Below are 25,384 nucleotides of genomic sequence, written 5' to 3'. Positions count from 1 at the left end.
GGGCAGGCGCGCTCGCCCGAGCGCTACCGCGACCGCACCCGAACCAAACCCGAACAGCCGGGCCGCACCGTAGATCACGTCGCCACACCAACCGGGCCTGAGCCCGGGAACACACGGCGCGGCGACGGCACAACGGCAGAGCACGACGAGACCGCACGGTACGAGACCCGCGGCACCCCCCTGGAGAGGCACCGACATGACGCACAGCACCCCGCACACCACTCCGCGCACCAGCCGCGAGATCCACCTGGCGAGCCGCCCCGTCGGCGAACCCGTCCTGGGCGACTTCCAGCTCGTGGAGGCTGACATTCCGCAGCCGGGCCCCGGTCAGATCCTCGTCCGCAACACGTGGATGTCGGTCGACCCGTACATGCGGGGCCGCATGGACGACGCCGAGTCGTACATCCCGCCGTTCCCTCTCGGCGCCGCGCTGGAAGGCAGCGCGGTCGGCGAAGTCCTGGCCTCCCAGGCGGACTCCGTACCGGTGGGCGCCACCGTCTCGCACTTCCTCGGCTGGCGCGAGTACGCCGTGCTCGACGCGGACACCGCCACCGTCGTGGACACCGCACGCGTACCCGCCCAGGCGTATCTGGGTGTGCTGGGCACGACCGGCCTGACGGCCTACGCCGCACTCACCGATGTCGCTCCGGTACGGCGCGGCGACACGGTCTTCATCTCCGGGGCCGCCGGTGCGGTGGGCAGCGTGGCCGGGCAGATCGCCCGACAGCTGGGCGCCGCGACGGTCATCGGCTCCGCCGGAGGGCCGGGGAAGGCGGCCAAGCTGGTCGAGCGGTTCGGCTTCGACACGGCCATCGACTACAAGGCGGCGCCGATCGGCGAACAGCTGGCGAAGGCCGCCCCCGACGGCATCGACGTCTACGTCGACCACGTCGGTGGCGACCACCTCCAGGCCGCGATCGAAACGGCGCGCGTCGGCGCCCGGATGGCGCTGGTCGGCGCCATCAGCGGCTACAACGCCACCACGGCGCCCCCCGGGCCGAGCAATCTCTTCCAGGCGTACACCAAGCGCCTGAACCTGCGCGGCATGCTCGTCAGCGACTACTTCCACCTGTTCCCCGAGTACATCGAGCGGGCCACGGAATGGCTCAACGACGGTTCACTGCGCACCGAGGAGACCGTGTTCGACGGCATCGAGGAGGCCCCGGCCGCCTTCCTCGGCGTACTGAACGGCGCCAACACCGGCAAGATGCTCGTCCGCCTCGGTCAGGACGCCCGCTGACCGTCGCCCGCGAGGCCCCCGGCAGTCCCCCGGCGCGCACGGCGCCGGGGGCTGGCACGGTTGTGCTCCGCGCGCGTCACCGCCGAGTGGTGCCTGTTCGTGGGCGACCGGCGCAGGCGGACGTCGACGCCGCCGTCGCACTGGGCATGACCGGCGTCCGCTCCCGCGAACCGGACGGCCTCCGCCGGTCGGTCGGCTTCCTGCCGGCAGACCGCCGCTGACGGTCTCCCACCGGGCGGGCCCGCCCCCGCCCGGCGGGGCGCGGCGGGCGCGATACGTCAGGCCGGCTTCCGGGCGGCGCGTTCCAGCGCGCGGACGACGCGCTCGGTATCGGCGCTGGTCGTACGCCAGTTGCTGAAAGCGGCCCGCAGCGCGGGCACGCCCCCGTACACCGTGGGCGTCAGGAACACCTCGTCGGCCAGCTCCTCGGCGAGTGCGGCGAGCCGCTCCGGCACCGGGTCGGCGGACAGGGTGAAGCAGACGACGTTGAGCCGGACCGGCGCGAGCAGCCGCAGGTCCGCACTGGACTCGACGGCCTCGCCCACCGTTCGGGCGCAGGTCACGCACCGCTCGACGATCTCGCGGTGGCCGTCGCGCCCGTAAGCGCTCAGCGTGAACCATGTCGCCAGCGCGCGCAGGCGGCGGGAGTTCTCCGGTGTGAGATGGACGGGGTCGGGCGTCTCACCCAGTGGGCCGAGGTACGCGGCCGCGTTTTGGAACACCCGGGCCTGGAGGTCCCTTCTGCGGGTGAACTGCACCGCGCTGTCGTACGGCACGTTCAGCCACTTGTGCAGGTCCACGCAGACCGAGTCGGCGAGGTCCAGGCCGTCGACCAGCGGGGCGTGGGCGGGAGACAGGGCGGCGAAGCCCCCGAAGGCGGCGTCGACGTGCAGCCAGCAGCCGTACCGGTCGCGCAGCACGGCGAGGGCGCGCAGGTCGTCGAAGTCGGCGGTGTTGACCGTGCCCGCGTTGGCCACGATGACGCACGGGCCGTCCGCCGCGCGCAGTGCGGCTTCCAGCGCGGCCGGGTCCACCGCCTCCCGCCCGGCGAGGACCGGCACCGTGACCAGCGCGCCGCGGCCGAGGCCGAGCAGCGACAGGGCCTTGGCCACGCTGGAGTGCGGACTGCCCGACAGCACCCGCACCCGGCCCAGCGCGGCCACCCCGTGCTCTGCCGGGGAGACGCCGAGCCGTTCCCCGAGCCATTCGCGGGCGATCGCGAGGCCGACGACGTTGGACTGGGTGGCTCCGCTGACGAGGCTTCCCCCGTGACTGCCGGAGAGGCCGAAGAGGTCGCGCAGCCAGTGCACGGTCTCGCGTTCGAGGTGCAGCCCCGCGGCGTCCAGCGACGACATGGAGTTCTGGTCGTAGGCCGCGGTCAGCCAGTCACCGGCCAGCGCGGCGGGGGTGCAGCCGCCGGTGACGAACCCGAGGTAGCGCGGGCCCGCACTGGCCGACAGGCCCGGCTCCCAGCGCGCCGTGAACTCCTCCAGCGCGGCCCTCAGCCCCATCCCCCGCTCCGGCAGCGCGCACGCCGCCGGGGCGGATGCGGCGGGGACCACCGGCCGTTCCCCCAGGCCGTCGAGGAAGTCCGCGGCATGCTGCCGGGTGGCCTCCAGCAGCTGGGGCAACTGGGCGAGATCGGCGGCTAGTCGCGGGTGCATCGGCGGGGCTCCGTTCATCGGGTACGAGAGGAACCTAGCCCGCCGATGACCCCCGTGACCTGGGCCAATCCCGGGAAAGTGGCCCCCTCGGCCGCGAGCTCGCCGCAGCGCGGGCGACAATGGGCGGATGTCCAGAAAAAGCGCTCGCCCGCGAACGGCGACCGATCCCGGCTCGCCCTGCCCGTGCGGGCGGGGCGACTCCTACCGCGACTGCTGCGGCGCCCTGCACGACGGGCGGGAGGCGGCGCCCACGGCGGAGCGGCTGATGCGCTCCCGGTTCACCGCGTTCGCCGTGCGCGACGCCGCCTACTTGCTGCGTACCTGGCACTCGGCGACCAGGCCCGGCAGCCTCCGCTTGGACTCGCAGCAGCGGTGGACCCGGCTGGAGATCCTCGGCACCACCGGCGGGAGCGCGTTCCACTCCGAGGGCACCGTCGAGTTCCGCGCCCACTACACGGTGCGTGGGAAGGCGGACAGCCAGCACGAGAACAGCCGCTTCGTCCGTGATGAGGACGGGCACTGGGTGTATCTGGACGCTCTCGGCTGACGGCGGGGGCGCCCTCCGAGACACCCCGTCAGGTTTTGCGGCCCACGCCGCCGTACATCGAGATGTCGGCGTCCGAGACGTCCGTGCGGGTGCCGGGGTCCGGGCGCCAGCGGTGAATGGGCGTCACCCCGGGCTCCACGAGTTCGAGCCGGTCGAAGAAGCGCAGCGCGTCCGCCCTGCTGCCCTGCCGGAGTGCCACCCCGGACTTGTGGTAGACCGCCGCGGCGCGGGCCATCTCCTCGGGGGCGAAGTCGGTGGTGGCGTAGGACATGGCCAGGAAGGAACCCGGTGGGAGGGGCCGCATGAGTTCGTCCACGATGGCGTACGGGTCGTGGCCCTCGGGCAGGAAGTGCAGCACGGAGATCAGGGTGAGCGCGACGGGCCGTGTGAAGTCCAGGGTGTCGCGGACCTGCGCGGAGTCGATGATGCCGGCCGGGTCGCGCAGGTCCGCCTGGACGTAGGCGGTGCGGCCCTGAGGGGAGCTGTGCAGCAGCGCCTGAGCGTGGGCGAGGACGATGGGGTCGTTGTCGGCGTAGACGATCCTGGCGTCAGGGGCCGCGCCCTGCGCCACCTGGTGGAGGTTGGGCTCGGTGGGGATGCCGGTCCCGATGTCGAGGAACTGGGTGACGCCCGCGGTGCGGGTCAGGTACTCCACGGCGCGGTGCAGGAAGGCCCGGTTGGTGCGGGCGATGGTGCGCGCCGTCGGCAGGACCTCCATGACCTTCTCGGCCGCTTCCCAGTCCGCCGGGTAGTTGTCCTTGCCGCCGAGGAAGTAGTCGTACATCCGCGCTGAATGCGCCGCACCGGTCGGCGCGACGGGCGTGGCCGGATCTCCGTTCACCGTTGTCCTCCTGTGCCGTGGGGGGCTGTGGTCCATTGTGCGCGCACCTCTTCGAGCCGGTCGCGCGAAGCCGGGGCGGGCAGCGCCTGGGCGCACACGTGGTCCATGGCGGCCTGGTAGCGCGCGACGTGCTCGCGTCTGGTGTCGATGGTGGCCGCGGTCAGGCCGTTCTCGCTGCACACGATGTCCGGCAGCTCGCGCGCGCGGACCCGGAAGACGGTGAAGGCCCCCGCGCGGCTGGCGATGTGCGGGCCGTGGCTGTACGGCATCAGCTGCACGGTGATGTGGGGCAGGGCGGCGAGCTCCAGCAGCCTGTCCAGCTGGGCGCGCATCACGTCGGCGCCGCCGACCGGCCAGCGCAGCACGGTCTCGTCGAGGAGCACCCACAGCCGTGGCGGCTCGTCGCGCTCCAGCAGGGCCTGGCGGCGCATCCGCAGCTCGACCCGCCGCTCGGTGCGCTTCGCGTCGGGCGCCGTGAGGGGGTCGTCGGTGTGCAGCAGCGCGCGGGCGTAGTCCTCGGTCTGGAGCAGGTCGGGGACGTGCTGGGGGGCGTACCCGCGGATGATGTGGGCCGCCTCCTCCAGGCCGATGCAGGTGCGGAGCCATTCGGGCGCGACATCCCGGTACGGGTGCCACCAGCTGGGCTGGCTGGCCTCGTCGGCGAGTCGCTGTACGGCGTCGGCCTTGTCCGGCGCCGTGACGCCGTAGCAGGCGAGCAGAGCCATGAGTGACGCGCGTAGATACCGAGTCGCCTGCCCCGCTTCCATGCGGCGGATCGTCGCCTCGCTGACTCCGACCGCTCTGGCCGCCTCCTGATAGGTCCGCCCCGCGCCCTCGCGCAGGTCCTTGAGCTGGGCTCCGAGGATCTGCCGGAGCACCTCCGGGGGATCTCCGACGGCCAATCGGTCCCTCCTTGGGAACTGCAATTTGCAAACTGGACTTGCATTCTGACTTTTTCCGTCACCATAGTGGGTGTGGCCTGGATGACACGAGACGACGACGTCCGGGGAAACCAGGCACCAACCCAGGCACCGTGCCCGCCACCGCGGCGGGCCGAGCCCAAAGCGCCGTCCCGCTGCGTCAGAGCGACATCCCGCACGCGGGAGAGCACCTGGAGGACACATGGCCCGCTACCCCGCGCTAGAGCGGCTGGCGCAGTGGTTCTCACAGGACGGACACCCCCGTCGCCCACCACTGACCCCGGAACGCGCCGACGCGGCCGAGCAGTGGATCTACGACGCGCACCCCCGTCCCGAACGGCTGACCGCCGAATGGCTCCGCCCGCCACTGAACACCGCGCTCATCCCGGCGGGCTTCGGCTGGGACGCCGTCGCGCTGCCCTGCACACTGGCCGCCGCGGCCTGCGAGGAACTGAGCCCGCAGCAGCGCGAGAGCCTGGACGGGCTACCGCTGCTGTGCGACCTGGACAGTCAGCTCGTGTACATCCCTGTCGCCCCTGGCAGCGCCGACCGGTGGGGCGACCCCGCCGTCACCGTGCTCAGGCAGGACGACTGGCTGGTCGTCCCGCATCCGCGCAACCCGCCGGCCGGCCATCGCGCGCTGTGGGTCTCGCTTCCCGACGGCAGCGGGCGCCTCGCCGAGGTGGCCGTCCTGCGGCTGGCCGTGGCGCGGGCACGCGACCGGCAGCGGGCCGCGCGTGCGCTGGTGCCCGCCCCCTCGCCCGGAGCGCCTCCTCGGTCGTTCCCCGCTCCGTCGGCGGTCTGCGAGCAGGACGCCGGCTAGCGGCGTCCTGCTCCGGGGCGGCGGCCCTCGACCGCCGCCCGCCCCGCTCACCACGCGCTCACCGCGCGATGAGCGAGCCCAGCTCCCCGGCCAGCGCGATGGTCAGCGCGCGGAAGGTCCGCACCTCCGGATTGCCGTCGTCCGCCCGCGACGCGAGGTAGCTGCTCTCCCACGGGGCGTCGATGACCGGCACGAAGACCGCTCCCGGCCAGGAGTAATAGCGCGCGAAGGACTTCAGTCCCGAGCCCGCCGCACGGCCGGTGATCACTCCCGTCAGCACCTCCTGAGGCGTCAGCGCGAAGTGCTCGCCACGGCCCTGCGCCTCGTCGTTGAAGTACACGTAGTCCGTGAAGGGGCGGGGCGTACGGTCCGGCAGCCGGAAGAACGGCAGGCCCGCGATGTCGGCCACGCGTACACCGTCCGCCACCGCGTCCGCGATCGGCGAACGCTCCGGGACGGCCACGATGCGCTGCTCGGTGGTCAGCACATCGGCGGTGATCCGCTCGTCGTCCGGGGTGGGGCGTACGAAGGCGATATCCACCTTGTCGTCGACGAGCGCCGTGACGTGCTCGGTGAAGTCGAGGTGCCGCAGATCGACGGCGACCTCGGGACGGGCCCTGCGGTAGGCGTTGATGGCGGCGGGCGTCAGCTCCGCCGAGCCATGGCCCATGATGCCGACCCGCAGCGGGCGTACGGCCTCGGCCGATCGTTCCTGCACGGCGTCGGCCACATCGTCCAGCGCGGCGTTCGCGGCGGCGAGCAGGGTGCGGGCGTGTCCGACGAGGCGCGCGCCCGCGGGCGTGAGGGAGACGGGGCTGCGGTGCAGCAGCCGGGTACCGAGATCGCTCTCCAGGCGGCGGATGTGCTGGGTGACGGCGGGCGGCGACAGGAAGAGCCGCGCGGCGGCCCGGCCGAAATGTTCCTCCTCGACGACCGCCAGGAAGGACGACAGCAAGCGAAGGTCCATACCCGTCACCCTAGATACGCCACGCGGGTGACTTCTCCCCGCGTTCACGATTCGTGAACGCGGGCGGCGCGGGCCAGGCGGCGCCGCGTACTACTGGCCGCCATGAGCACCACCGCGGAACACCACGCACGACCTGGGCGGCTCTCCCGCCCCCGCCCCGCAGGCCCACGGCCACCGGCCCGCTACGGGCTGCGGACGGCCTGGCTGATGACGGCCTCCGGCTGGAGCGCCAACCAGTTCTCCGCCCTCCTCGGCGCCTATCGCACGGAACAGGGGCTGGCCGAGTCCACCGTGACCGGTCTCTTCGCCTTGTACGTCGTCGGCCTGGTCCCCGGCCTGCTGGTCGGCGGCCCGCTCGCCGACCGGCGCGGCCGCAGGCCCGTGGCGCTCATCGCCCTGGGGCTGAACCTGCTCTCGACCGTCCTGCTGATGGCGGGCTCGACCGCGCCCGCCCTGCTGTTTCCCGCCCGCTTCCTGACCGGCCTCGGCGCGGGCGCGCTGCTGGCGGCGGGCAGCGCGTGGGTCAAAGAGCTGTCCTCCCCGCCGTTCGCCCCCGGGATCGCGCCCGGCGCCGCCGCCAAGCGGTCGGGGCTGTTCGTCTCCGCGGGTTTCGCCTCGGGCGGGCTGGTCGCCTCCGTCATCGCCCAGTGGGCACCGCACCCGATGCTGACCGCGTATCTGCCGCACGTGGCCCTGTCGGTGGCCGCCGGGGCCGCCGCCTGGGGCGCGCCCGAGTCCCGGCCACCACGCCCCGCCGCGCCGTCGGGCATACCGGCGCCCTGCTCGCGGCCGGGCCACCCGGCTTCCTCGCCACCGGCCGCGGCCCGCCCCCGGCGCCGCTTCCCGCGCGCGCTCCTCCCCCTCGCCCCCTGGGTGTTCGCCGGGCCCGCCGTCGGCTTCGCCACCCTGCCCGGCCTCGTCGACGGCGGGCTGACGGGGTGGCAGACCGTCTACGCCGGGGTGACCACCGCCGTCGTTCCCGGCGCCGGGCTGGCCATCCAGCCGCTGGCCCGCCACCTGGCCGCCAGGCACCGGCTGGGCTCGGCCGTGACGGGGCTCCTGGTGACCGCGGCGGGTTTCGCCCTGGCGGCACCCGCGGCGGCCGCCGAGCAGCCGGTCCTCGCGCTCGCCGCCGCCGCCGTCCTCGGGTCCGGCTACGGCCTCGCTCTGACCTACGCGCTCACCGAAGTCGCCACCATGGCCCCGCCGGACCGGCTGGCCCAGCTCACGGCGCGCTTTTGGACAGTCGCCTACCTCGGCATGTTCACGCCGTACGTCATCGCGCTGCTGTCCCCCACGTTCCCGGTGCCCGCACTGCTGGTGGCGGGCGCGGCACTGGCGGTGCTGTCCTGCGCCACGCTCGTTCTGCTCAACCGCGACGCGACCTGACCGGCTCAGGCCCCTGACGGAACGTCGTCAGCGGCCTCGACGACGGGCGTCGCGGCGGCGGGGGCTTCGGCGGGGGCTTCCGCGACGGGGGCCGGACCCGCCGCCGGAACGACGATGACCTGATCCTTGTCCTCGTAGATGATCCGCCCCGGCGCCGACGACCAGACAGCCTCACAGGCGATGCCATGCGCGGCCAGCAACTCCAGATAACCGTCCACCCGGTCGATGAAGGGCCGCGCCGACGCCTTGAACCACGCCGCCGCCCCCGGGTTCAGCTCCGGGTCGTAGACCGAGGGGTCGACATCGACGGGGTCGGTGAGCGATGCGTCGTACCAGTCGTTACCGGCCCGCCAGAAACGATGCTGCTCCGCCGAGAGCTTCCCCTCCCGCGCGAGCCCGTTGGCCAGTCCGAACACCCCGGGAAAGAGCCCCCGTTCGTTACGGCTCGGCCCCTGGAACCTCACATACATCCGGCCTCCTCGCGCTCCCGCCGACAACCGGAACGGATGATCGCACAGTCCCCGCGGGAAGCCACCCCCGCTCCGGTCGTCGCCCTCCGTGGAATAACCGCTCGCCCAGCGCCACTTGGCCCAGCAAACCTGAACTGGGCCACCCGCGCCCCGAGCCCGGACGCTCCACGCCTCGGAAGCTCCGCCCGCACGTGCGGCGTCAGTGCCCGCACGTGCGGCCTCAGTCGAGCTCACGCCCGAGTTGCGGCCGGGTCAGTTCGCGGGCCGTCGGGGCGCGGTGTCCGGGCCGGCTACTCCTTCGGCATTCCCTTGAGCATGTCCTTCATCGAGGCGACCTCACCGGCCGGGGGCGCCTGCACCTTTACGGGGATGCCGTACTCCAGGTACTCGATAGTCGAGGTGGTCTTCCCCTTGGAGCCCTTACCGGATTCCCGGGTCTTCGCGGGAAGTTGGTTTTCGCCCACCCAGACATCCATCTCGATCGACTTCACGCCGTCGCTCTTGGAAAGCCGGACATACGAATCCCGCTGCTTCGCCGTCAGCAGGTCGCCCTTGTACGTGGCGAGTTCCGAGAGGACGACGGCCCCCTTGTAGTGGGTGGTCTTGCGCCCACCCACCGACTCCTCACCGGCCTTCTTGACGTCTTTGGACGTGGCAAGCACGGCGGCCTGAAGGCCCGCGGAGTGCATGGAGTCATTCTTGGACGTCTCTGGCGCGTTGCCGCGCTCGATCTTCATCCACGGCTTGCCATCGACGGGTTCACCGCCCTTGATGTAGAGGGCGTCACCGGTGCGTATCATGCGGACCTCGCCGGTCGGGTTGTCGGCCGTCTTGGGGCCGGTCCCCTTCAGGTCGGACGTGGCGGGCTTCTCCGAATAGACCACCTCGAACGAGGTCTCGCCCTCGTGGTCGTTGTTCAGGCCCTTGGCCTTGTACGAATTCTGCTTCGCCGCGTTCTCGGCGGCCATTTTCAGCTCGGAGACCGGGTCCGCCTTGTCATCCTTGTCGCCGCCACAGGCCGTCAGACCCAACACCAGTCCAGTTGCCACAACCACCAGGGCACTTCTGCTGAATGCTCGCAAGAGACTACCAATCTTTACTCGCTCTTTAAAAATCCCGGTAACGATAACCCATGACCCGGCGGGCTTGATCTTGTGCTGTGTTTTCAGCAAGCTGCGAGTTCAGCAACGAGAACGCTCGGCAAAGGAACACCTCGGCATCCGCCTTTCCGCCCCACGGGGTCAGGGCCGCTCAGGAGATCCGCGTGGATTCAAGGCGCTCGTCAAGCCGGACGTGAACGACAGGCGTAGGGCCGCCATACGGAGCCGGTGGTTCCGGGCGCACATGGTGGGTGCGGGACGGGGCCATGAGTGCGAACTGGTGAGCCGCCGTTCGACCGCGGTTCATCGCGGTGCGGAGGGCCGGCCGCACTGGTTAGGTTGGCCACCATGACCGACGCCATGTCCACCTTCCGCACGTTGCTGCACACCGGCCGCGATGACGGCGGGTGGGAGCCCGTCACGGATGGTGAGTCCGAGGCCAGTGTCTTTCGTTCTGGCGACGGGGCGCGCTACGCCAAGTGCGTCCCCGCTGACCATGTGGCCTCGCTGGAGGCGGAGCGGGACCGTGTGGACTGGCTCAGCACGCAAGGTGTGCCCGGTCCGCGCCTGCTCGGCTGGCGCGTCAGCGCCGATGGCGCCTGCTTGGTGACCAGCACCGTCGCAGGGGTCCCCGCCGATCGCGTCTCGGCTTCGGCGCTTCAGGCGGCATGGGAGCCGATCGCGGACGCGGTACGGCAGTTGCACGATCTGCCGCCGCGGCAGTGCCCCTTCACACGCGACCTCACCCGGATGTTCGCCGCCGCGCGCGACGTCGTAGAGCGCGGTGCGGTCAACCCGGAGTTCCTGCCCGAAGAACAGCAGCAAACGCCTCCTGACGAGCTGCTCGCGCGTCTCGCCCCGCTCCTCGGACGCCGCCTCGCGCAGGAAGCAGCGGACACCGTCGTCTGCCACGGAGACCTGTGCCTGCCCAACATCATCCTCGACGCGGAGACCCTGACCGTGGCGGGCTTCATCGATCTCGGTCGCCTCGGACGGGCCGACCCCTACGCCGACATCGCCCTCCTTCTCGCCACCGCCCGGGAAACCTGGACCGACGACCAGCAGTCGAACTCAGCGGACGAGACGTTCGCCAGCCGCTACGGCATCGCCCTCGACCGCGAACGGGAGCGGTTCTATCTGCACCTCGACCCCCTCACCTGGGGGTGAGAGTCTTGCGCAGCGGCGGCGAAGCCCCCGCAGACCCCAGGCGTACGCCCCACCAAGCCGCGAGCGGCTGCGAGTTGCCCAGGTCCGCGCGGCGCTGAGCCGTGCGCGGCATACATGCGACAGCGTCCCGCCCGGCCACCAGATGACCGGCTTCCGGGTCACTCGGGGCCGAGCGGGACGCTCGCGTCACAGCGCGGGGGTCGCGCTCACTCACTTCCAGATCTCGTCGACCCACTCCGGGTGGTCGATGAACGGGTTCCGGTTGTGCTGGTAGTCGTCGTATATCGTCTGGTTCCGCTTCTTCTCGAACGCGTCGGGGGCGTCCTCGGCATTCCACTTCCGCAGCACGGACAGCCGCCCCAGATACGGGTTGGAGCCGTTGGAGACCTTGTCGTTGGGCTCAAGGTCGGGGAAGCCGTCCTCACCCTCGTAGCGCACCGCCATGTAGAGGACCATCCGGGCGACGTCGCCCTTGACCTCGTCCCGGGGCTCCCAGGAGTCGCTGTCGGTGAAGTTGCCGGGCGCCTCGCCGACTTCGGCGCCGCCCATGTCGAAGTCCTTGTTGCCGCGGTTGCCGTTCACCGAGACATCGGTGGGGCGCAGGTGGTGGATGTCGGTGCCGGGACCGGTCGCCGTGCCGAAGTCGCCGTGCGACTTGGCCCAGACGTGCTCCCGGTTCCACTGGTCCGGGTCGCCGCCGTTGCTGTCCTTGGACTGCGAGCGGCCGGTGTACAGCAGGATGACGTTGGACGGGTTGGCCGGGTCCTCGTCGGTGGCCTTGAGCGCGTCCCAGACCTGGCTGTACGAGAGCTTGGTGTTGGTGCTGATGATCTCGTGCAGCGCGTCCTTGAGGGGCTGGCCGGTCTTGCCGACGGCGTCCTCGTAGTACGTGTCGTCGTACGCGCCCGACGCGGCCTGGACCCGCTCGGCGGACGAATCGACGAGGGCGGTGGCCGGTGCCTGGGCGGCGATGGCAGCGAGCGCCACTCCGGACAGCAGGGTCAGCGTTTTCCAGCGGTTCGCGCGGCTGATGCGCATGGGCGGTGCCCTCTCCCCGTGACGGACATCCGCCGTGCTCGGCAGCACCGCACGGACATCTTTGCGAACTGTCGTTCGGACAGGGGCAGCGTCGCATGCGGTGGATCATCAAAGGTGAACGGTTTGGATCGGTTCGGTGGAGCCAAGCGGTCGTTCAGTTCCGGCTCTGCCCGTTCCGGCGGGAGTTGTCCATCACGTCCCGCGGCGGTGCGGCGATGCTGACGGGAGCGGCGCTCCGCGGCCGCAGGGCCGAGCCTGTCTCTGTGATGGCGGAGGGGATGCCGCTCAAGGGATGGCTGTCGATGACACGTGGCGACTAGAGTGGAAGTAAGCGAACGCTTAGCCGCGGCTCCTCCTGATCAGGACCGGTGGCGCGAGGAAAGGCAGGCGCCCGTGCCGGTCATCGACGCGTGGATGCAGCACCCCACGCTCCGCCACTCCAACCATGAGATGTTCGAGTCGCTGCGCCGTTGGACCGGGCGAGAGCCGCTGACGGAGCCGTTGCCGGTCAAGGCCACGGTGGCCGCGATGGCCGCAGCCGATGTCGAAGTCGGCCTGTCCGCGGCGTGGTACGGGCCCCAGGGCGCGCTGATCAGCAACGACGAGGTGGCCGAGTTCGTCGCGCAGTCCGAAGGACGACTGCGTGGGGTGGCCGGCGCGGACCTCACCAAGCCGGTCCAGGCCGTGCGTGAGCTGCGACGCGCCGTCGACGAGCTCGGCTTTGCCGCCCTGAGGCTTGTGCCGTGGCTGTGGCAGCTCCCGCCCACCGACCGGCTGTACTACCCGCTGTACGCGGCCTGCGTCGAGCTCGATATCCCTTTCTGCACCCAGGTTGGGCACACCGGCCCGCTGCGCCCGTCCGAGACAGGCCGGCCCATCCCGTACATCGATCAGGTCGCGCTCGACTTCCCCGAGCTGACGATCGTGTGCGGGCACATCGGCTACCCGTGGACCACGGAGATGATCGCGGTGGCCGACAAGCATGCCAACGTCTACATCGACACCAGCGCCTACACGGCCCGCCGCTATCCGCGTGAGCTGATCGACTACCTGCGCGGCCGGGGCCGGAGGAAGGTGCTGTTCGGCACGAACTACCCCATGATCTCCCCGGCCCAGGCCCTGGAACATCTCGGTGAACTGGGCCTGGACGAGGAGGCCACCGAGCTGTTCCTGTCCGGCAACGCGCGACGGATCTTCAACCTCTGAGTGCTGAGGACTGGAGGAGATCCCTCTCCCCACCCCCCGCACAGGCGCGGGCGCAGGCACAAGCGCTAGACCTCGGCGGGAGTGCCCGGCTGTTGTCCGGCGCGCAGGTCCAGGGCGCGGCTGTAGCGGGTCAGCAGCAGGACGGCGGTCGTGGCCAGTCCGATCAGGAGTCCGAGCCAGACGCCGAGCGTGTCCGCCCCTGCCACGTAACCCAGGAGCGCCGCGGCGGGCAGGCCGACGATCCAGTAGCCGATGACGGTGATCCGGAAGCCGCTCTTCGTGTCGTCCAGGCCGCGCAGGAGGCCCACGCCGATGTTCTGGGCGCAGTCGAAGAACTGAAGTACGGCGATGACGAGCAGCAGCTGCGTGGCGATCTCCACGGCCTTCTCGTCGCCACGGGCGTCCGGGTCGAGGAAGGGGCTCAGGACGAGTTCGGGCAGCGTGGCGTAGACGACGGCGACGACCGCCATCACCGCCCCCGCGCAGACGAGCGCGGTGTTCTTCAGCCGCCTGGCGGCGTCGATCCGGCCGAGCGCCAGTTCCCGGCTCACGTTGATCGACGCGGCGTGGGAGAGGCCGACGGCGACCTGGAAGACGATGTAGACGAGCTGGTTGATCGCGGTGTGCGCGGCGAGGGCGGCGCTGCCGAAGCTGCCTGCCATCAGCGTGGTGACGGAGAAGAAACCGGCCTCGGAACCGTAGGTCGCCGCGATCGGCACTCCGAGCGCGAACAGGTCGCGCATCGTCTCCCGGTCGGCGGACCGCAGGTCGAGGGTGAGCAGCGGGGCGAGCACCGGGTCCCGCTTCGCCGAGACGAGCAGGGCGAGGAAGGACAGCAGGTAGACGGTCGAGGTGGCGATGCCGACGCCGGGCAGGCCGAGCTTGGGGAGCCCCCAGGTGCCGTGGATGAGGACCCAGTTCAGCCCGGCGTTGACCGCCACGGAGGCGATCGTGATCTGAAGCAGCGCCTGCGGGCGGCGCATGCCGACGGTGAACTGGCGGATGGCCTGGAACCACAGGCAGGGTATGAGGCCCGGCGCGAGGGCGGTCAGCATCGTCTGGGCCCGGTCGACGACAGCGGCGTCCTGGCCCAGCCAGGACAGCCCCTGCCCGATGAGGATCATCGCGAGGGCGCCGACGACACCGGCGAGCGTCGCGAGCGCGAGGCTGGCCTGCACAATGCGGCGGACCTCCGCGCCGCGCGCGGCAGCGCCGTCCCGTACGCGGTCGGCTTCCGCTCCGTCACCGGCCGCGGCCTGGTCGGCGGCGAGTTCGGCGCGGGCGGAAGCGGCGGCGATCTGGTTGCCCACCGAGGTGACGAGGCCGACCCCCATGGTGCGCAGCTGGTTGAAGATGACGATGGCCAGGCCGCCCGCCGCCAGGTCCTTCGTGCCGAGCATGCCCATCATGACGGTGTCGGTGGTGGTGAGCGCCACCTGGGCGAGCTGGGTGAGGATGAGGGGAACGGCCAGTGTGGCCAGCGCGCGGCTGTCGCCGATGAGGGTGGTCAGTCGCATCGATTATCAGTTCCTGCGGAGCTTGGTGAGTGTTTCGTCGATCTCGCGCTCCACAGCGGAGTCGATCAGGTTCCGGGCGTTCATCCAGTCGTCGTTGAAGACGGTGTCCATGTATTTCTCGCCACCGTCGTTGACCAGGGCGACCATAGTCGTACCGGGTGGCAGGGCCGCCATGCGGGTGAGGGCTTCGTAGACGACGCCACCGGCGGAGCCGCCGATGAGCAGTCCGGTCCTGAGGGCGACGACGCGCGCGGTCGCGAAGGCCTCGACGTCGCCGACCTTGACCCCCTCGCCGATCAGGTCGAAGTCGACCAGCGCCCCGATCTCGGCGCCCTCGGGGGTGCCAGTGCCGGACTGGTAGTAGTCGTGCGCGGGGCCGCCGAAGGCGATGGACCCCTTGGGCTCTACACCGATGGTGCTGACGCCGGGCACCATCGTGCGCAGCTCGCGGGCGGTGCCGCACAGGGCGCCGCCGGTGCCCACGGCGCCGATGAGGATGTCGACGCGCCCGTCGAGTGCCTGGTGGAGTTCGTGGGCGACGGGGAAGTAGCCGACACCGTTGGCGGGGTTGTTGTGCTGCTCGGTGAAGATGGTGTTGTCCTGGCCCCGCGCCATGTCCTCGGCCAGCTCCTCGCGGGCCGCCGTGGCCAGTTCCTCGGTGCCGTCGTCGACGACGTAGACGAGTTCGGCGCCCAGGGCCTTCATGCCGCGGAGCTTGTCGGCGCAGGCGTGGTTGTCGACGACGGCGGTGAAGGTGTAGCCGCGTTCGGCGGCGACGACGGCGAGGCCGAGGCCGGTGTTGCCGGAGGTGGATTCGATGATGCGCCCGCCGGGGCGCAGTTCGCCGCGCTCCTCGGCCGCCAGGACCATCTGGCGGGCCATCCGGATCTTGGCGGTGCCGGTCGGGTTGTACATCTCCAGCTTCAGCAGCAGGCGGCTGTCCGTCTCGGTGCGGCACAGCTCGAACAGCGGGGTGTATCCGATGAGGTCGGATATGCGGGAGACCACGGCGGGGCGGTTCAGTGCCTCGTACATGGGGAGGGCTCCTGTGAGGGTCGGGGCTTTCAGACGGCCGGTCGGCGGTCGAGGCGCCAGCGGGGGCGGCCGTCCGCCAGGTCGAGCACGATCTTGGGAGGCAGCGGTAGGTCGTGGAACGGCGACTCGTTGGAGTCCATCTGGTATCCGGCGGTGTTGGGGTACACCAGCAGGTCGCCGACGGCGGGCCGTGCCGGGAAGGGGATCTTCCGCCAGGTCAGCACGTCCGACTCCAGACAGCTGGCACCGGCGACGCACGCCGGGTAGCCGCCCGCGCCCCGGGCCCGCCCCGCGGCGGTCACCAGCACCGGGTCGGGCACGAACTCGCTGTTGAACCACTGCTCGGACAGGCTCAGGCTGGTGCCGTCCACGGTGAGGATGGCGTAGCTTCCCGCGCCCCCGGCCTGCCCGTCGTCCCCCCTGCCGCCGTCCGGGACACCGTCGCCTGCCCGGCCCGGCACCGTGTGGCCCGCCGCTTCGCGCGCCCCGCGTTCCTTGACGCCCTGGACCCGGAAGACGGTGGACCCGGCGCGGTCGAGCAGGGAGCGGCCCGGTTCCATCAGCAAGGTGATGTCCGCCGCCCGCAACTGCGCCGCCAGGGTGCCCCGCTGGCCGCGTGGTGTCACGTCGAGTACGGCGCGCAGCGCGTCGGCTCCCGCGATGGGCGAGTGATACGGGTAGAAGTCGGCCGAGGCGAACGCCTTGTCAGCGTGGTAGTGCGCGGGCCGCTGCGTGCCGAGGAAGTCCTCCCAGGTCTCGGCCGGGGTGTAGTCGACGGCGAAGCCACCGCCGATGCTGATGCTGTCGGCGCGCAGCCCCATCCCCCTGGCCTTGTGGCACAGGCCGACCAGCTCACTGGCCAGGTTGGCGCGCGGCCGGACCGCGTAGCCGGACAGATGGAAGCTGAACCCCTCCACGCTCACCGCGCCCTTGGCACGCGCGCACAACCGCAGGGCGGTGTCCAGTTCCGGCGCGGTCATCCCGAAGCGGCTGTGCGGCTGGTCGGGCGGCAGGCGGCGCAGCAGGACCCGGACGGCGCGGGTACCGCTGCCCGGACCCGCGCCGAGGAGGCGGTCGAGTTCGTCGAGCGCGTCCACGGCGATGAGGCAGTCGTGGGCGGTGGCGAGCCGCAGCAGCTCATCGGCCTTCGCGGGACCGGTGACGACGATGTCCTCGCCGCGTACGCCATGGCCGAGGGCCTGGCGCAGTTCGCCGGCGCTCGCCACATCGACGCCGATGCCGGTGGCCACGCAGCGTTCGATCCACACGGCGGCCTTGTTGGCCTTCTTCGCGTAGTAGACCTTGCCCCGCACGCCGGTGTCGGCGAGCACGGCACGGAACGCGGCGACGTTGGCGTCGAAGCGGTGCGGCAGCAGGAAGTGGAACGGGCCTCCGAAGGCGTACGACAGCTCGTGTGGCAGCCCGCTGTCGAGGATCGCGTCGGATTCCGGGTCGGAGTGAACGGGGACGGACGGGGACACCGCGGGAGCGGCCTCGGCGCGAAGCGGGGTCACTGCCACAGCGGCACCCGCTGACCGAGGCCCTGGTCCATCGCGAGCTGCGCGAACCGGTGACCGAGCGCGATGTCGGTGACGACCAGTCCGCTGTTGTACGCGAAGATCCGCTCCTGGGGGGAGCGGCGTCCGGCGGTGATTCCCGCGACGACGGGCGGGAACTCGGTGTCCACAGGCGGGAAGGCGCCGTCGGCGTTGGCCATGTCGGTGCCGGTGACCTTCATTTGCGCCTCGCTGGTGGCGATGACCCGGTCGGCGCGGTGCAGCGTGGACGGCGCCAGACCGTGCCCGACGAGGATGGACAGCGCGCCGGGCCGCAGCCAGCCCGCCTCAACGGCGGCGGTGGTGTGCGCACCGGCGGTGGCCACGATCACGTCGGCGTCACCGGCCGCCGACTTGAGGTCGGTGACGAGTTCGACGTCCCGGTCGGGGAAGTGGGCGCGCAGCTGTTCGCGGACGGCGGCGATGCCTTCCCTGTGCGAGCCCGCCAGCATCAGCCGGTCCAGCTGCGGCAGCGTGGTCAGCAAGAACGGCAGTGCCAGGCGGCCTTGCGTGCCGGTGCCGATGACCAGGGCGCTGCGCGCACCGGGCGCAGCGCATTCGCGGGCCAGCAGCGCGGACACCGCCGGGGTGCGCAGCGATCCGATGCGGCCGCAGTCCATCATCGCGACCGGAAGCCCGGTGACATCGTCGTAGAGCGTCAGCGTCGTGTAGTAGTGCTGCTCCTCACGGCCCTTGTCCAGGCCGTGCTTGTACGAGGTCTTGATGGCCACGACGTTCCGCGAGCCGTCACGCCCGAGCATGGCGTACGAGACGGAGTGCCCGTCCTGCGGCTTGACGGTGAGCTTGCGCGGATTGTCCGACTGGCCCGCTTGCAGTGTGCGGTAGGCCCCCTCGACGGTGGCGACGACATCGGCGAGGGAGATGTCGAGATCCGCGAGGTCGGACGTACTCAGCACACGCAGTGCCTTGTCGTCCCCGGCGACGTCAACGGCGACGTCACCGGCGGTGGTGGCCAGGGCGGGATCGGTCATGTCAGTCCTGTCTGCTCGGTGCTGCTCGGTGCTGCTCAGTGCGCGGTGGCGCTCGGTGCTACTCGGTGGCGTCTGGTCCGCTCGGTGGCGTCCGGTCCGCTCGTCGTGCGGTGTGCTGCTCGTTCCGTGGGACGGGCTCGGCCGCGGGACCCGCTGGGGGCCAGGTCGGCGCCTCGCCAACCGTCAGGCCGGCGGGTCGGGGACCAAGTCGGTCACGCGGCGGCCCGCGGACACGGCGGCCCCCAGACTCTGACGAAACGTTTCAGCAGCTCTACGACGCCTTCGCCTACGCGGCGTACGCCTCGATGGCGGCCTGGCCGTAGCCGTGTTCGTCCGTCTCGGCTGCCGGGCGCGTGCTCCGCCCGGCCACCCGGACCGAGGCGCGCTTGAGCCAGCGGTCGGTGCCGTCGTAGCGGGCTTGGAACGGGACCCGGCCGTGCACGACCAGGTCGTTGTCCACGACGAGCACCTCTCCGGGGATGAGGCTGACAGCCGTGGAAACCCTGGCCAGTTCGGCCTCAAGGCGCTGGTAGGCGGCCCGGTATTCGGCGGAGGCGTCGTCCAGCGGCGTGTAGGCCGGGTCGAAGCGCAGGGTCAGGCCCTGTTCGCTCTGGTACAGCGTGGGCACGGCGGGCGGGCTGCCCGTGAATCCGCGCGCCTCGGTGTACGCGTCGTCGGGAAGGATCGGCAGCTCCGGCCGCGACAGGATCTCGATGTCCGCGTCGGACAGCCGGGTGTTGCGGATGCTCGCCGCCGTGGTGGCGATGTTGTCGTGGTTGCGCATGCAGCCCAGCATCAGCAGATGGGCCCGGCCCGGGTGGAAGGCGTCCTCGGTGTGGGGGCTGAGGAGCACGGCGCTGCTCGCGCCCGTCTGCTCCTGCTCATGGCCGGGTGCGGGCACGATGTTGTGCACGAAGCGGCCGTCCTGCTGGCCTTCCCACGCGATCGGGTCGCCCATCACGGTGGCGAGCAGGAGCAAGACGATGTCCCACTCGGCAGCCGAGTCGTAGGCGCTGGCCCAGTTGCCCGGCGTGTCGCCGATGTCGGCGTCGTCGAGGCCAAGGCCACGCAGAATGAACAGACCGTCGTCGCTGTCGACGGGTCGCAGCCGCGCACGGGTCGGCTCGCTCAGTCCTGCGGCCGATTCCGCGACCTGCCGCAGCAACTCGCCGGAGGTCGCGGAACTGCCGAACTCAGCGAGGATCTTCTGCGCGGCGTGCGTCAGCTCGGCGGCCGAGACGGGATCGAGCTGTCGGACGGGGGCGGTTCCCGCGTTCATGGGCACAAATGTCCGTTCCGATTGAGGGGATGGGAATCGGGTCCGGGCATGACGGTGTCGCTCGTGGTGATTCGGGGAGGAGCGACTCAGGACAGACGCGAGGGGAAGCCACCCCCGGCCCGTCTTTCCGGCGTCACCGGACGTCAAGAACTTATCATCCAACTTAGGTAAGGCAAACCTAACCTGTACGCCCCCTTCTGGCCCTTTCTGGCCGCCTAGAGCAGCAAATCAATGGGAAATGAGGGGTCTTGCCTTCATGTCTGTCAGCGCGTGGCTACGCTCTCTTCCACGCGCCCACGTCGAGACCGGAACAGTCAGGCCGGTGAGGCGACCGGTGAGAGGTGCCCCTGACGGCGCCGGGCACGGCCGCGAGGTGGCGGCCACGCCGCGGTGACCGCCCCCGCAGCCACTCCCCCGCGCCCCGCGCGGCAGCACCGCGGACAAGGAGCCGGATGATGCCAGCCGATGAACTGAGCCGCTTCGGGCCGGACTTCCTGTGGGGTGTCGCGACCTCCGCGTACCAGATCGAGGGCGCGGTCCATGCGGACGGCCGGTCCGCGTCGACCTGGGACGTCTTCAGCGCGCGGCCGGGAGCGACGCGGGGCGGTGACACCGGGGAGACCGCCTGCGACCACTACCACCGGTACCGCGAGGACGTCGCCCTGATGAAGGACCTCGGGGTGCACGCCTACCGGTTCTCGATCGCCTGGCCACGCGTCCAGCCCGGCGGCAGCGGCCCCGCCAACCCGGCCGGGCTCGACTTCTACGACCGGCTGATCGACGAACTGCTCACCCACGGCATCCAGCCGGTCCCCACGCTCTACCACTGGGACACTCCGCTGCCGCTGGAGGAGGCGGGCGGCTGGACCCAGCGGGAGATCACCGACCGGTTCGCCGACTACGCCGCCCTGCTCGGCGCGCGGTTCGCCGACCGCGTCCCCCGGTGGATCACCGTCAACGAACCCATGGTGCTCACCATGTTCGGGTACGCCGTCGGCGCGCACGCCCCCGGGCGGCGGCTGTCCTTCGACGCGCTGCCCGTCGCCCACCACCAGCTGCTGGCCCACGGCCGTGCCGCGCAGGCGCTGCGCGCCGCCGGGGCACGAGAGATCGGCATCGCCAGCCACCACGCGCCGACGTGGCCCGCCAGCGAGAGCGCCGCCGACAGGGAAGCCGCGCGGCTCTACGACACCCTGACCAACCGGCTCTTCGCCGATCCCATCCTGATCGGCAGCTATCCCGACGGATGGGCGGAGGCCATGCCCGGGCCGGTAGCCGACGACCTGAAGGTCATCGGCCGGTCGGTGGACTGGTACGGCGTCAACTACTACGCGCCCCAGCGGATCGGCGCACCGGGCGGAAAGGCCAGCGCGAGCGCGACGGACGGCTTCGCTCTGCCCGGCACGCTCCCCTTCGAGACGCGCGCCATCGAGGGCTACCCGCTGACCGACTTCGACTGGCCCATCGTCCCGTCGGCGTTCAGCGCACTGCTGACGTCGTTCCGCGACCGCTACGGGTCCGGCCTGCCACCCCTCTACATCACGGAGAACGGCTGCGCCGTGAGCGACGGGCCCGACGCGCGCGGACACATCGGCGACACCCGGCGGATCGGCTATCTCGACGGGCACCTGCGCGCCCTGCGTGAGGCCATGGACAGCGGAGTGGATGTACGGGGCTACTTCCAGTGGTCCCTTCTCGACAACTTCGAGTGGGCGGCGGGCTATACGCAGCGGTTCGGGCTGGTGCACGTGGACTTCGAGACCCAGCGGCGCACGCCCAAGGACTCCTTCCGCTGGTACCGCGACCTGATCGCCCGGCAGCGGGCGTGAGTGCCGTACGCCACGCCCGCCTGGCGAACCGCTCCGCTGGCGGGCCACCGCTCACCGCTCCCCCGCGTACGCCGCGCCCTATGGCAGCGGCCAGGCCAGCACCGCCGCGTAGACCGTCACCAGGCCATACCCCAGGGCGTACGTCACCAGGCGAGCGCGCTCCGACATCCGTACGCCTGCGAACGCGCCACCCGCGGCGAGGAGTTGCTGCCACAGCAGGGAGGCGACGAAGACCGCTGCGACGAAGACGACGCCCGTCGCGCCGCTGCCGAGCTCTCCGCCGCGCGCCGTGGTCAGGGCCGTGAAGTACAGCGCCGTCGTGGGGTTGACCAGTGTGAGCGCGGCGAAGCGCAGGAACGTCCGCCGGGCCGTGCCGTCGCCGGGCGCCGCCGCGGCGGTACGCGCCGGGGGCGCGGCCCGGCGCAGGGAGAGCATGCCGTGCGCGGCGATCGCCAGAAGAACCGCGGCCGCCCCCAGCCGCGCCCACGCCTCCACACCCGACAGGGTCCGCGCGACAATCGGGCCCGCCACCGTCGCCAGCGCCGCGTACACCATGTCCGCCACGGCCACCGCCGTCGCCGCGACGGCCGCTCCCCGCCAGCCTCGCAGCCCCTCGCGCAGCAGCAGCACGCCCATGGCGCCCAGCGGCATCGCCACCCCGAGGCCCGCGGCGGCTCCCGCCACGGCGGCCGTCGTCCAGGAAGAAGACCCGTAATCCGTCATGCCGCCACCGTTGTGCGGTCCGCCGGGCTATCACTGCCGTATTACGGCGCGCGCTGCGATAATCGCGGCATGGACGAGCTGGACCGGGAAATCCTCAGTGCCCTGCAACGGGATGCGCGGATCTCCTACCGCGACCTCGGCGCGCGCGTGGGCCTGAGTGCGAACGCCGCCGCCGACCGGATGCGCAAGCTGCGCCGTACGGGCGTCATCCGCGGGTTCACCACCCTCGTCGACCCGGCGGCGGGTGACCGCCGCGGGCTGGTCGTCTTCATCGACGTGACGCTGCGGCTCGACACCACCGGCGACGCGTTCGAGGCGGCCGTCGCCCGGCTGCCCGGCATCACCGAGGTCGTGCACGTCACCGGCGAACACGACTACCTGCTGCGTGCCCACGCCGCCGACGCCACGGCCCTGGACAACCTGTTGCGCCGCCTGAAGCAGGAGGCGGGCGTCGCCCAGTCGAACACCCGGCTCGCCCTGCGCTCCGCGTTCGGCTGAACCCGTTCCAAGAGCGCGCGCCGGAGCCGACGAGCCGCTTCGCACACCAACTTCTCCGGCTCGCGCGCCCATTGGCGGACACGCCCGCGTGCGGCTCGCCGATAAGCGGGATATCGATATGGTCACGGCGTCTTCAGAGGTCGCCACCCGACATCCGATAGGCGGTTATGCCACTGGGACATGTTGCCGACTCATCAGTTAGTAGGGATGGGCCAAAGGATGGACGCGGGGGTCGGATGAGGTACGAGTTACTGGGCATGGTCCGTGTCGTCGGCGTGGAGGAGACGTCGTATATCAGCGCGCACAAGGCAGAGGCACTGCTCGCCGCGCTGCTGGCGCGGCCGGGGCGAGTCGTCACCGCCAGCCAGTTGATCAATGAGATCTGGGGGGACCGGGCGCCACGACGGGCGCAGGCCGCGCTCTACGTGTACGTCTCCCAGCTCCGCAAGTTCCTCCGCGACGCCGGGTTCGCGGAAGACCCCATCGTCACCCGGCCCCTGGGCTACCTGCTGCGCGTCGGCTCCGACGACCTCGACATCCAGGACTTCCAGCGGCTCATGGACGACGGCAGGGAGCGGACGAGACTGGGACGCCACGAGGAGGCGCTGCGGTGTTACGAGGACGCGCTCGCGCTCTGGCGTGGTCCCGCGTTCGACGGCGCGCGGGACGGGCCGATCGTCACCGCCTGCGCGAGCTGGCTGGAGGAGACCCGGTTGCAGTGCGTCGAACGGCTCGCGGAGGAGTACCTGGCGCTGGGACGGCACCGGGAGATCGTCGGACAGCTGTACGCGATGACCAACGAGCACCCGCTGCGGGAGACGTTCTACCGCCATCTGATGCTCGCGCTGTACCGGTCGGAACGGCAGGCGGAAGCCCTGATGATCTACCGGGTGGCCCGTGGCCGGCTCAACGATGAGCTCGGCCTGGAACCGTGCCGCCCGCTGCGGGATCTCCACCAGGCCATTCTCGCCGGTGACGACCAGCTCACCGGAAGACCGACCTGACCGGCACCGGCTGGTCTGGTGCGCCGGGCGGGCCTGGCCGGCCCGCGCGCCAGGCGCGGACCAGTCAGGGACTCACCCCCGCGACTCAACGCCCCTCGTCGTCCGTCTCCTCCAGCGAGATCACCTGAGCCGGGCAGTTGCGTACCGCGTCCCATACCGCCTCGTGCTGACCTTCGGCCGGTGTGTCCTGGAGCACGGTGACCACGCCGTCGGTGTCACGCTGGTCGAAGACGGCGGGCGCGAGGTAGGCGCACATGCCCGAGCCCACGCAGGCGTCCTCATCGACCCGCACCTTCATTACCGCTGTCCTTCCTCGATGGGTTCGGTGGCCCCGGCGGGCTCGATGGCGTCCCACGCCACCGGCACGGTCGCCGGGCCGATCACGGGAGTTCCCGTCTTGAACGGCACGTCCTCCACGCGGCCCGCGAGGCGCAGCGACGGAATGCGCCGCGCGATCGTCTCCAGCACCACGGCCAGCTCCAGCCGCGCGGTCTGCTGACCGAAGCACTGGTGGGTTCCGTAGCCGAAGCCGAGATGGCCCTCCATCCGACGGCCCACGTCGATCCGGTCGGGTTCGTCGAACTCCTCGGGGTCCCGGTCGGCGGCCTGGATCGCGACGACGACGTAGTCCCCCTTGGCGACGGGCTGTCCGCCGATCTCGGTGTCCCGCGTCACCTGCCGGGCGATTCCGGCGGCGCCCCCGAAGCAGCGGACGATCTCCTCCACGGCGCCGGGGACCAGCGACGGATCTCTCCGCAGCCGCGCGAACTCCTCGGGGTGGGCGAGCAGGGCGAAGACGCCGTGTGCCAGCGCGGTGGCCGTGGTGTCGAAGCCCGCCACCAGCATCACCGCGCACATCGACACCAACTCCATCTCGGAGAAGGGGCGATCGCTGCTCTCGCTGCGGGCGATCATGCGGCTGACGCCGTCGTCCTGCGGGTTCTCCCGCCGCGCGCGCACCAGCTGGTACAGATACGCGTGCAGCGGCTTCATCGCCGCGATCATCTCCTCCTCGGAGGTGACCGCGCTGAAGACCGCCGACGCCGCCTCGTGGAAGAAGTGCCGGTCGGCGTACGGGACGCCGACGACCCCGCTGATGGCGGCGGTGGTGACGGGCACGGTGAAGTCGCCGTAGAAGTCGGCGGGCGAGCCCGCCTTCGCCAGGGCGTCGATCCGCTCGTCCACGATGGCCTGCACTCTGGGGCGCAGTTCGGCCAGCCGCTTGGGCGTGCCGACCTCGGGGGCGATCTGGCGGCGGAACCGCTGGTACTCGGCTCCGTCCATGCGGGTGAACTCACCTGGCGCCACCGGCCGGTCGGGGCTGGCGTGCCCCATCATGTGGGGCACCTGGCCGGTGCGGCTGCTGAAGCGGTCCGAGTCGCCCAGCACCTCGCGCACATCGGCGTACCGGCTGACCAGCCAGGCCCGCATCCCGGTCGGGCACCTGACCTCGACCACCGGTGCCTCGATCCGCAGCCGGGTGAACTCGGGGGACGGCCCGAAGGGGCACTCGCGGGGCCGCGGCAGGGGCATGTCCATCAGCTCGCGGGTAACGGGTGGCTCTGTACGTTGGTCCATC

At 71.3% G+C, this 25,384-nt stretch carries 24 protein-coding genes; 9 read left to right on the top strand and 15 right to left on the bottom strand.

Annotated elements, in window-relative coordinates:
* Positions 1 to 196 precede the first annotated feature (196 nt).
* A complete protein-coding gene (locus tag AC5P1B_RS02435) occupies positions 197 to 1,240 on the top strand; it encodes an NADP-dependent oxidoreductase (RefSeq protein WP_493884454.1) in 1,044 nt (347 codons plus the stop codon).
* Positions 1,241 to 1,518: 278 nt separating this feature from the next.
* Here the strand turns inward: AC5P1B_RS02435 and AC5P1B_RS02430 are convergent, their stop codons facing one another.
* Complete coding sequence (locus AC5P1B_RS02430; protein WP_493884453.1) at positions 1,519 to 2,904, bottom strand: pyridoxal phosphate-dependent decarboxylase family protein; 1,386 nt, start codon at positions 2,902 to 2,904, stop codon at positions 1,519 to 1,521.
* 127 nt (positions 2,905 to 3,031) lie between these two features.
* Here AC5P1B_RS02430 and AC5P1B_RS02425 point away from each other — a divergent pair, with 127 nt between their 5' ends.
* On the top strand, positions 3,032 to 3,451 hold the full coding sequence (locus AC5P1B_RS02425) for a YchJ family protein (RefSeq protein WP_493884452.1): 420 nt from the start codon (positions 3,032 to 3,034) through the stop codon (positions 3,449 to 3,451).
* Positions 3,452 to 3,479: 28 nt separating this feature from the next.
* On the opposite strand, the gene AC5P1B_RS02420 is transcribed toward AC5P1B_RS02425, so the two are convergent.
* Both AC5P1B_RS02420 and AC5P1B_RS02415 read right to left on the bottom strand, forming a co-directional pair.
* Positions 3,480 to 4,292 carry an SAM-dependent methyltransferase gene (locus AC5P1B_RS02420; RefSeq protein WP_493884451.1) on the bottom strand — a complete coding sequence of 271 codons (813 nt, stop codon included), beginning with the start codon at positions 4,290 to 4,292 and terminating at the stop codon, positions 3,480 to 3,482.
* Positions 4,289 to 5,194, bottom strand: coding sequence for a helix-turn-helix domain-containing protein (locus AC5P1B_RS02415; protein ID WP_493884450.1), 906 nt, complete (start codon positions 5,192 to 5,194; stop codon positions 4,289 to 4,291). Before AC5P1B_RS02415 ends, AC5P1B_RS02420 begins: the two co-directional genes overlap by 4 nt.
* A 220-nt stretch (positions 5,195 to 5,414) precedes the next feature.
* Here AC5P1B_RS02415 and AC5P1B_RS02410 point away from each other — a divergent pair, with 220 nt between their 5' ends.
* Positions 5,415 to 6,035 (top strand): hypothetical protein, encoded by a 621-nt coding sequence (locus tag AC5P1B_RS02410; RefSeq protein ID WP_493884449.1) that lies wholly within the window; start codon positions 5,415 to 5,417, stop codon positions 6,033 to 6,035.
* Between the two features lie 58 nt (positions 6,036 to 6,093).
* On the opposite strand, the gene AC5P1B_RS02405 is transcribed toward AC5P1B_RS02410, so the two are convergent.
* Positions 6,094 to 7,002: a LysR family transcriptional regulator gene (locus AC5P1B_RS02405; protein WP_493884448.1), complete on the bottom strand. Its 909-nt coding sequence runs from the start codon at positions 7,000 to 7,002 to the stop codon at positions 6,094 to 6,096.
* 102 nt (positions 7,003 to 7,104) lie between these two features.
* On the opposite strand from AC5P1B_RS02405, the gene AC5P1B_RS02400 reads away from it, so the two are divergent.
* A complete protein-coding gene (locus AC5P1B_RS02400) occupies positions 7,105 to 8,391 on the top strand; it encodes an MFS transporter (RefSeq protein WP_493884447.1) in 1,287 nt (428 codons plus the stop codon).
* A 5-nt stretch (positions 8,392 to 8,396) separates the two neighbouring features.
* Here the strand turns inward: AC5P1B_RS02400 and AC5P1B_RS02395 are convergent, their stop codons facing one another.
* Both AC5P1B_RS02395 and AC5P1B_RS02390 read right to left on the bottom strand, forming a co-directional pair.
* A complete protein-coding gene (locus AC5P1B_RS02395; protein WP_493884446.1) occupies positions 8,397 to 8,861 on the bottom strand; it encodes a hypothetical protein in 465 nt (154 codons plus the stop codon).
* 290 nt (positions 8,862 to 9,151) lie between these two features.
* Complete coding sequence (locus tag AC5P1B_RS02390; protein ID WP_493884445.1) at positions 9,152 to 9,916, bottom strand: SCO4651 family lipoprotein; 765 nt, start codon at positions 9,914 to 9,916, stop codon at positions 9,152 to 9,154.
* Between the two features lie 393 nt (positions 9,917 to 10,309).
* Here AC5P1B_RS02390 and AC5P1B_RS02385 point away from each other — a divergent pair, with 393 nt between their 5' ends.
* Positions 10,310 to 11,128: an APH(3'') family aminoglycoside O-phosphotransferase gene (locus tag AC5P1B_RS02385; RefSeq protein ID WP_493884444.1), complete on the top strand. Its 819-nt coding sequence runs from the start codon at positions 10,310 to 10,312 to the stop codon at positions 11,126 to 11,128.
* A 210-nt stretch (positions 11,129 to 11,338) separates the two neighbouring features.
* Here AC5P1B_RS02385 and AC5P1B_RS02380 read toward each other — a convergent pair whose 3' ends face one another.
* Complete coding sequence (locus AC5P1B_RS02380) at positions 11,339 to 12,166, bottom strand: endonuclease I family protein (RefSeq protein ID WP_493884443.1); 828 nt, start codon at positions 12,164 to 12,166, stop codon at positions 11,339 to 11,341.
* 393 nt (positions 12,167 to 12,559) lie between these two features.
* Here AC5P1B_RS02380 and AC5P1B_RS02375 point away from each other — a divergent pair, with 393 nt between their 5' ends.
* A complete protein-coding gene (locus tag AC5P1B_RS02375) occupies positions 12,560 to 13,372 on the top strand; it encodes an amidohydrolase family protein (protein ID WP_493884442.1) in 813 nt (270 codons plus the stop codon).
* A gap of 65 nt (positions 13,373 to 13,437) precedes the next feature.
* Here the strand turns inward: AC5P1B_RS02375 and AC5P1B_RS02370 are convergent, their stop codons facing one another.
* The 5 genes from AC5P1B_RS02370 to AC5P1B_RS02350 all read right to left on the bottom strand — a co-directional run bounded on the left by AC5P1B_RS02370 (position 13,438) and on the right by AC5P1B_RS02350 (position 19,751).
* The gene (locus AC5P1B_RS02370; protein ID WP_493884441.1) at positions 13,438 to 14,889 is read right to left on the bottom strand and encodes an MATE family efflux transporter; all 1,452 of its coding nucleotides are present in this window, start codon (positions 14,887 to 14,889) and stop codon (positions 13,438 to 13,440) included.
* A gap of 6 nt (positions 14,890 to 14,895) precedes the next feature.
* Positions 14,896 to 15,924, bottom strand: a complete 1,029-nt coding sequence (locus AC5P1B_RS02365) for a cysteine synthase family protein (RefSeq protein ID WP_493884440.1) — start codon at positions 15,922 to 15,924, stop codon at positions 14,896 to 14,898.
* Positions 15,925 to 15,953: 29 nt separating this feature from the next.
* Positions 15,954 to 17,438: a Y4yA family PLP-dependent enzyme gene (locus AC5P1B_RS02360; RefSeq protein ID WP_493884439.1), complete on the bottom strand. Its 1,485-nt coding sequence runs from the start codon at positions 17,436 to 17,438 to the stop codon at positions 15,954 to 15,956.
* The gene (locus AC5P1B_RS02355; protein WP_493884438.1) at positions 17,435 to 18,472 is read right to left on the bottom strand and encodes an ornithine cyclodeaminase family protein; all 1,038 of its coding nucleotides are present in this window, start codon (positions 18,470 to 18,472) and stop codon (positions 17,435 to 17,437) included. The genes AC5P1B_RS02360 and AC5P1B_RS02355 overlap by 4 nt, the downstream gene beginning before the upstream one ends.
* Positions 18,473 to 18,758: 286 nt before the next feature.
* Entirely contained in the window at positions 18,759 to 19,751 is a 993-nt protein-coding gene (locus AC5P1B_RS02350; RefSeq protein ID WP_493884437.1) for a TauD/TfdA family dioxygenase, read from the bottom strand.
* 452 nt (positions 19,752 to 20,203) lie between these two features.
* Between AC5P1B_RS02350 and AC5P1B_RS02345 the strand changes: the two genes are divergently transcribed.
* Positions 20,204 to 21,580, top strand: coding sequence for a GH1 family beta-glucosidase (locus tag AC5P1B_RS02345; RefSeq protein ID WP_493884436.1), 1,377 nt, complete (start codon positions 20,204 to 20,206; stop codon positions 21,578 to 21,580).
* Positions 21,581 to 21,658: 78 nt separating this feature from the next.
* Here the strand turns inward: AC5P1B_RS02345 and AC5P1B_RS02340 are convergent, their stop codons facing one another.
* Entirely contained in the window at positions 21,659 to 22,303 is a 645-nt protein-coding gene (locus tag AC5P1B_RS02340) for a LysE family transporter (protein WP_493884435.1), read from the bottom strand.
* A 69-nt stretch (positions 22,304 to 22,372) separates the two neighbouring features.
* Between AC5P1B_RS02340 and AC5P1B_RS02335 the strand changes: the two genes are divergently transcribed.
* A complete protein-coding gene (locus AC5P1B_RS02335) occupies positions 22,373 to 22,801 on the top strand; it encodes an Lrp/AsnC family transcriptional regulator (protein ID WP_493884434.1) in 429 nt (142 codons plus the stop codon).
* A 236-nt stretch (positions 22,802 to 23,037) separates the two neighbouring features.
* Complete coding sequence (locus tag AC5P1B_RS02330; RefSeq protein ID WP_493884433.1) at positions 23,038 to 23,805, top strand: AfsR/SARP family transcriptional regulator; 768 nt, start codon at positions 23,038 to 23,040, stop codon at positions 23,803 to 23,805.
* Positions 23,806 to 23,890: 85 nt separating this feature from the next.
* Here AC5P1B_RS02330 and AC5P1B_RS02325 read toward each other — a convergent pair whose 3' ends face one another.
* Both AC5P1B_RS02325 and AC5P1B_RS02320 read right to left on the bottom strand, forming a co-directional pair.
* Complete coding sequence (locus AC5P1B_RS02325; RefSeq protein WP_493884432.1) at positions 23,891 to 24,103, bottom strand: ferredoxin; 213 nt, start codon at positions 24,101 to 24,103, stop codon at positions 23,891 to 23,893.
* Positions 24,103 to 25,383: a cytochrome P450 gene (locus AC5P1B_RS02320; RefSeq protein ID WP_493884431.1), complete on the bottom strand. Its 1,281-nt coding sequence runs from the start codon at positions 25,381 to 25,383 to the stop codon at positions 24,103 to 24,105. Before AC5P1B_RS02320 ends, AC5P1B_RS02325 begins: the two co-directional genes overlap by 1 nt.
* Between the last annotated feature and the right edge of the window lies 1 nt (position 25,384).

It is taken from the genome of Streptomyces sp. A01, from assembly GCF_059026195.1.
Note: the sequence above shows the minus strand (reverse complement) of the source record. Positions and strands in the feature narration are given on the sequence as shown.

Bases quoted from the DNA above. Each gene is read 5' to 3' on its own strand.
- AC5P1B_RS02430 (WP_493884453.1), bottom strand. From the start codon at position 2,904: ATGCACCCGCGACTAGCCGCCGATCTCGCCCAGTTGCCCCAGCTGCTG.
- AC5P1B_RS02335 (WP_493884434.1), top strand. From the start codon at position 22,373: ATGGACGAGCTGGACCGGGAAATCCTCAGTGCCCTGCAACGGGATGCG.
- AC5P1B_RS02365 (WP_493884440.1), bottom strand. From the start codon at position 15,924: ATGTACGAGGCACTGAACCGCCCCGCCGTGGTCTCCCGCATATCCGAC.
- AC5P1B_RS02400 (WP_493884447.1), top strand. From the start codon at position 7,105: ATGAGCACCACCGCGGAACACCACGCACGACCTGGGCGGCTCTCCCGC.
- AC5P1B_RS02395 (WP_493884446.1), bottom strand. From the start codon at position 8,861: ATGTATGTGAGGTTCCAGGGGCCGAGCCGTAACGAACGGGGGCTCTTT.
- AC5P1B_RS02385 (WP_493884444.1), top strand. From the start codon at position 10,310: ATGACCGACGCCATGTCCACCTTCCGCACGTTGCTGCACACCGGCCGC.
- AC5P1B_RS02435 (WP_493884454.1), top strand. From the start codon at position 197: ATGACGCACAGCACCCCGCACACCACTCCGCGCACCAGCCGCGAGATC.
- AC5P1B_RS02330 (WP_493884433.1), top strand. From the start codon at position 23,038: ATGAGGTACGAGTTACTGGGCATGGTCCGTGTCGTCGGCGTGGAGGAG.
- AC5P1B_RS02410 (WP_493884449.1), top strand. From the start codon at position 5,415: ATGGCCCGCTACCCCGCGCTAGAGCGGCTGGCGCAGTGGTTCTCACAG.
- AC5P1B_RS02370 (WP_493884441.1), bottom strand. From the start codon at position 14,889: ATGCGACTGACCACCCTCATCGGCGACAGCCGCGCGCTGGCCACACTG.
- AC5P1B_RS02405 (WP_493884448.1), bottom strand. From the start codon at position 7,002: ATGGACCTTCGCTTGCTGTCGTCCTTCCTGGCGGTCGTCGAGGAGGAA.
- AC5P1B_RS02355 (WP_493884438.1), bottom strand. From the start codon at position 18,472: ATGACCGATCCCGCCCTGGCCACCACCGCCGGTGACGTCGCCGTTGAC.
- AC5P1B_RS02325 (WP_493884432.1), bottom strand. From the start codon at position 24,103: ATGAAGGTGCGGGTCGATGAGGACGCCTGCGTGGGCTCGGGCATGTGC.
- AC5P1B_RS02425 (WP_493884452.1), top strand. From the start codon at position 3,032: ATGTCCAGAAAAAGCGCTCGCCCGCGAACGGCGACCGATCCCGGCTCG.
- AC5P1B_RS02350 (WP_493884437.1), bottom strand. From the start codon at position 19,751: ATGAACGCGGGAACCGCCCCCGTCCGACAGCTCGATCCCGTCTCGGCC.
- AC5P1B_RS02345 (WP_493884436.1), top strand. From the start codon at position 20,204: ATGATGCCAGCCGATGAACTGAGCCGCTTCGGGCCGGACTTCCTGTGG.
- AC5P1B_RS02340 (WP_493884435.1), bottom strand. From the start codon at position 22,303: ATGACGGATTACGGGTCTTCTTCCTGGACGACGGCCGCCGTGGCGGGA.
- AC5P1B_RS02320 (WP_493884431.1), bottom strand. From the start codon at position 25,383: ATGGACCAACGTACAGAGCCACCCGTTACCCGCGAGCTGATGGACATG.
- AC5P1B_RS02380 (WP_493884443.1), bottom strand. From the start codon at position 12,166: ATGCGCATCAGCCGCGCGAACCGCTGGAAAACGCTGACCCTGCTGTCC.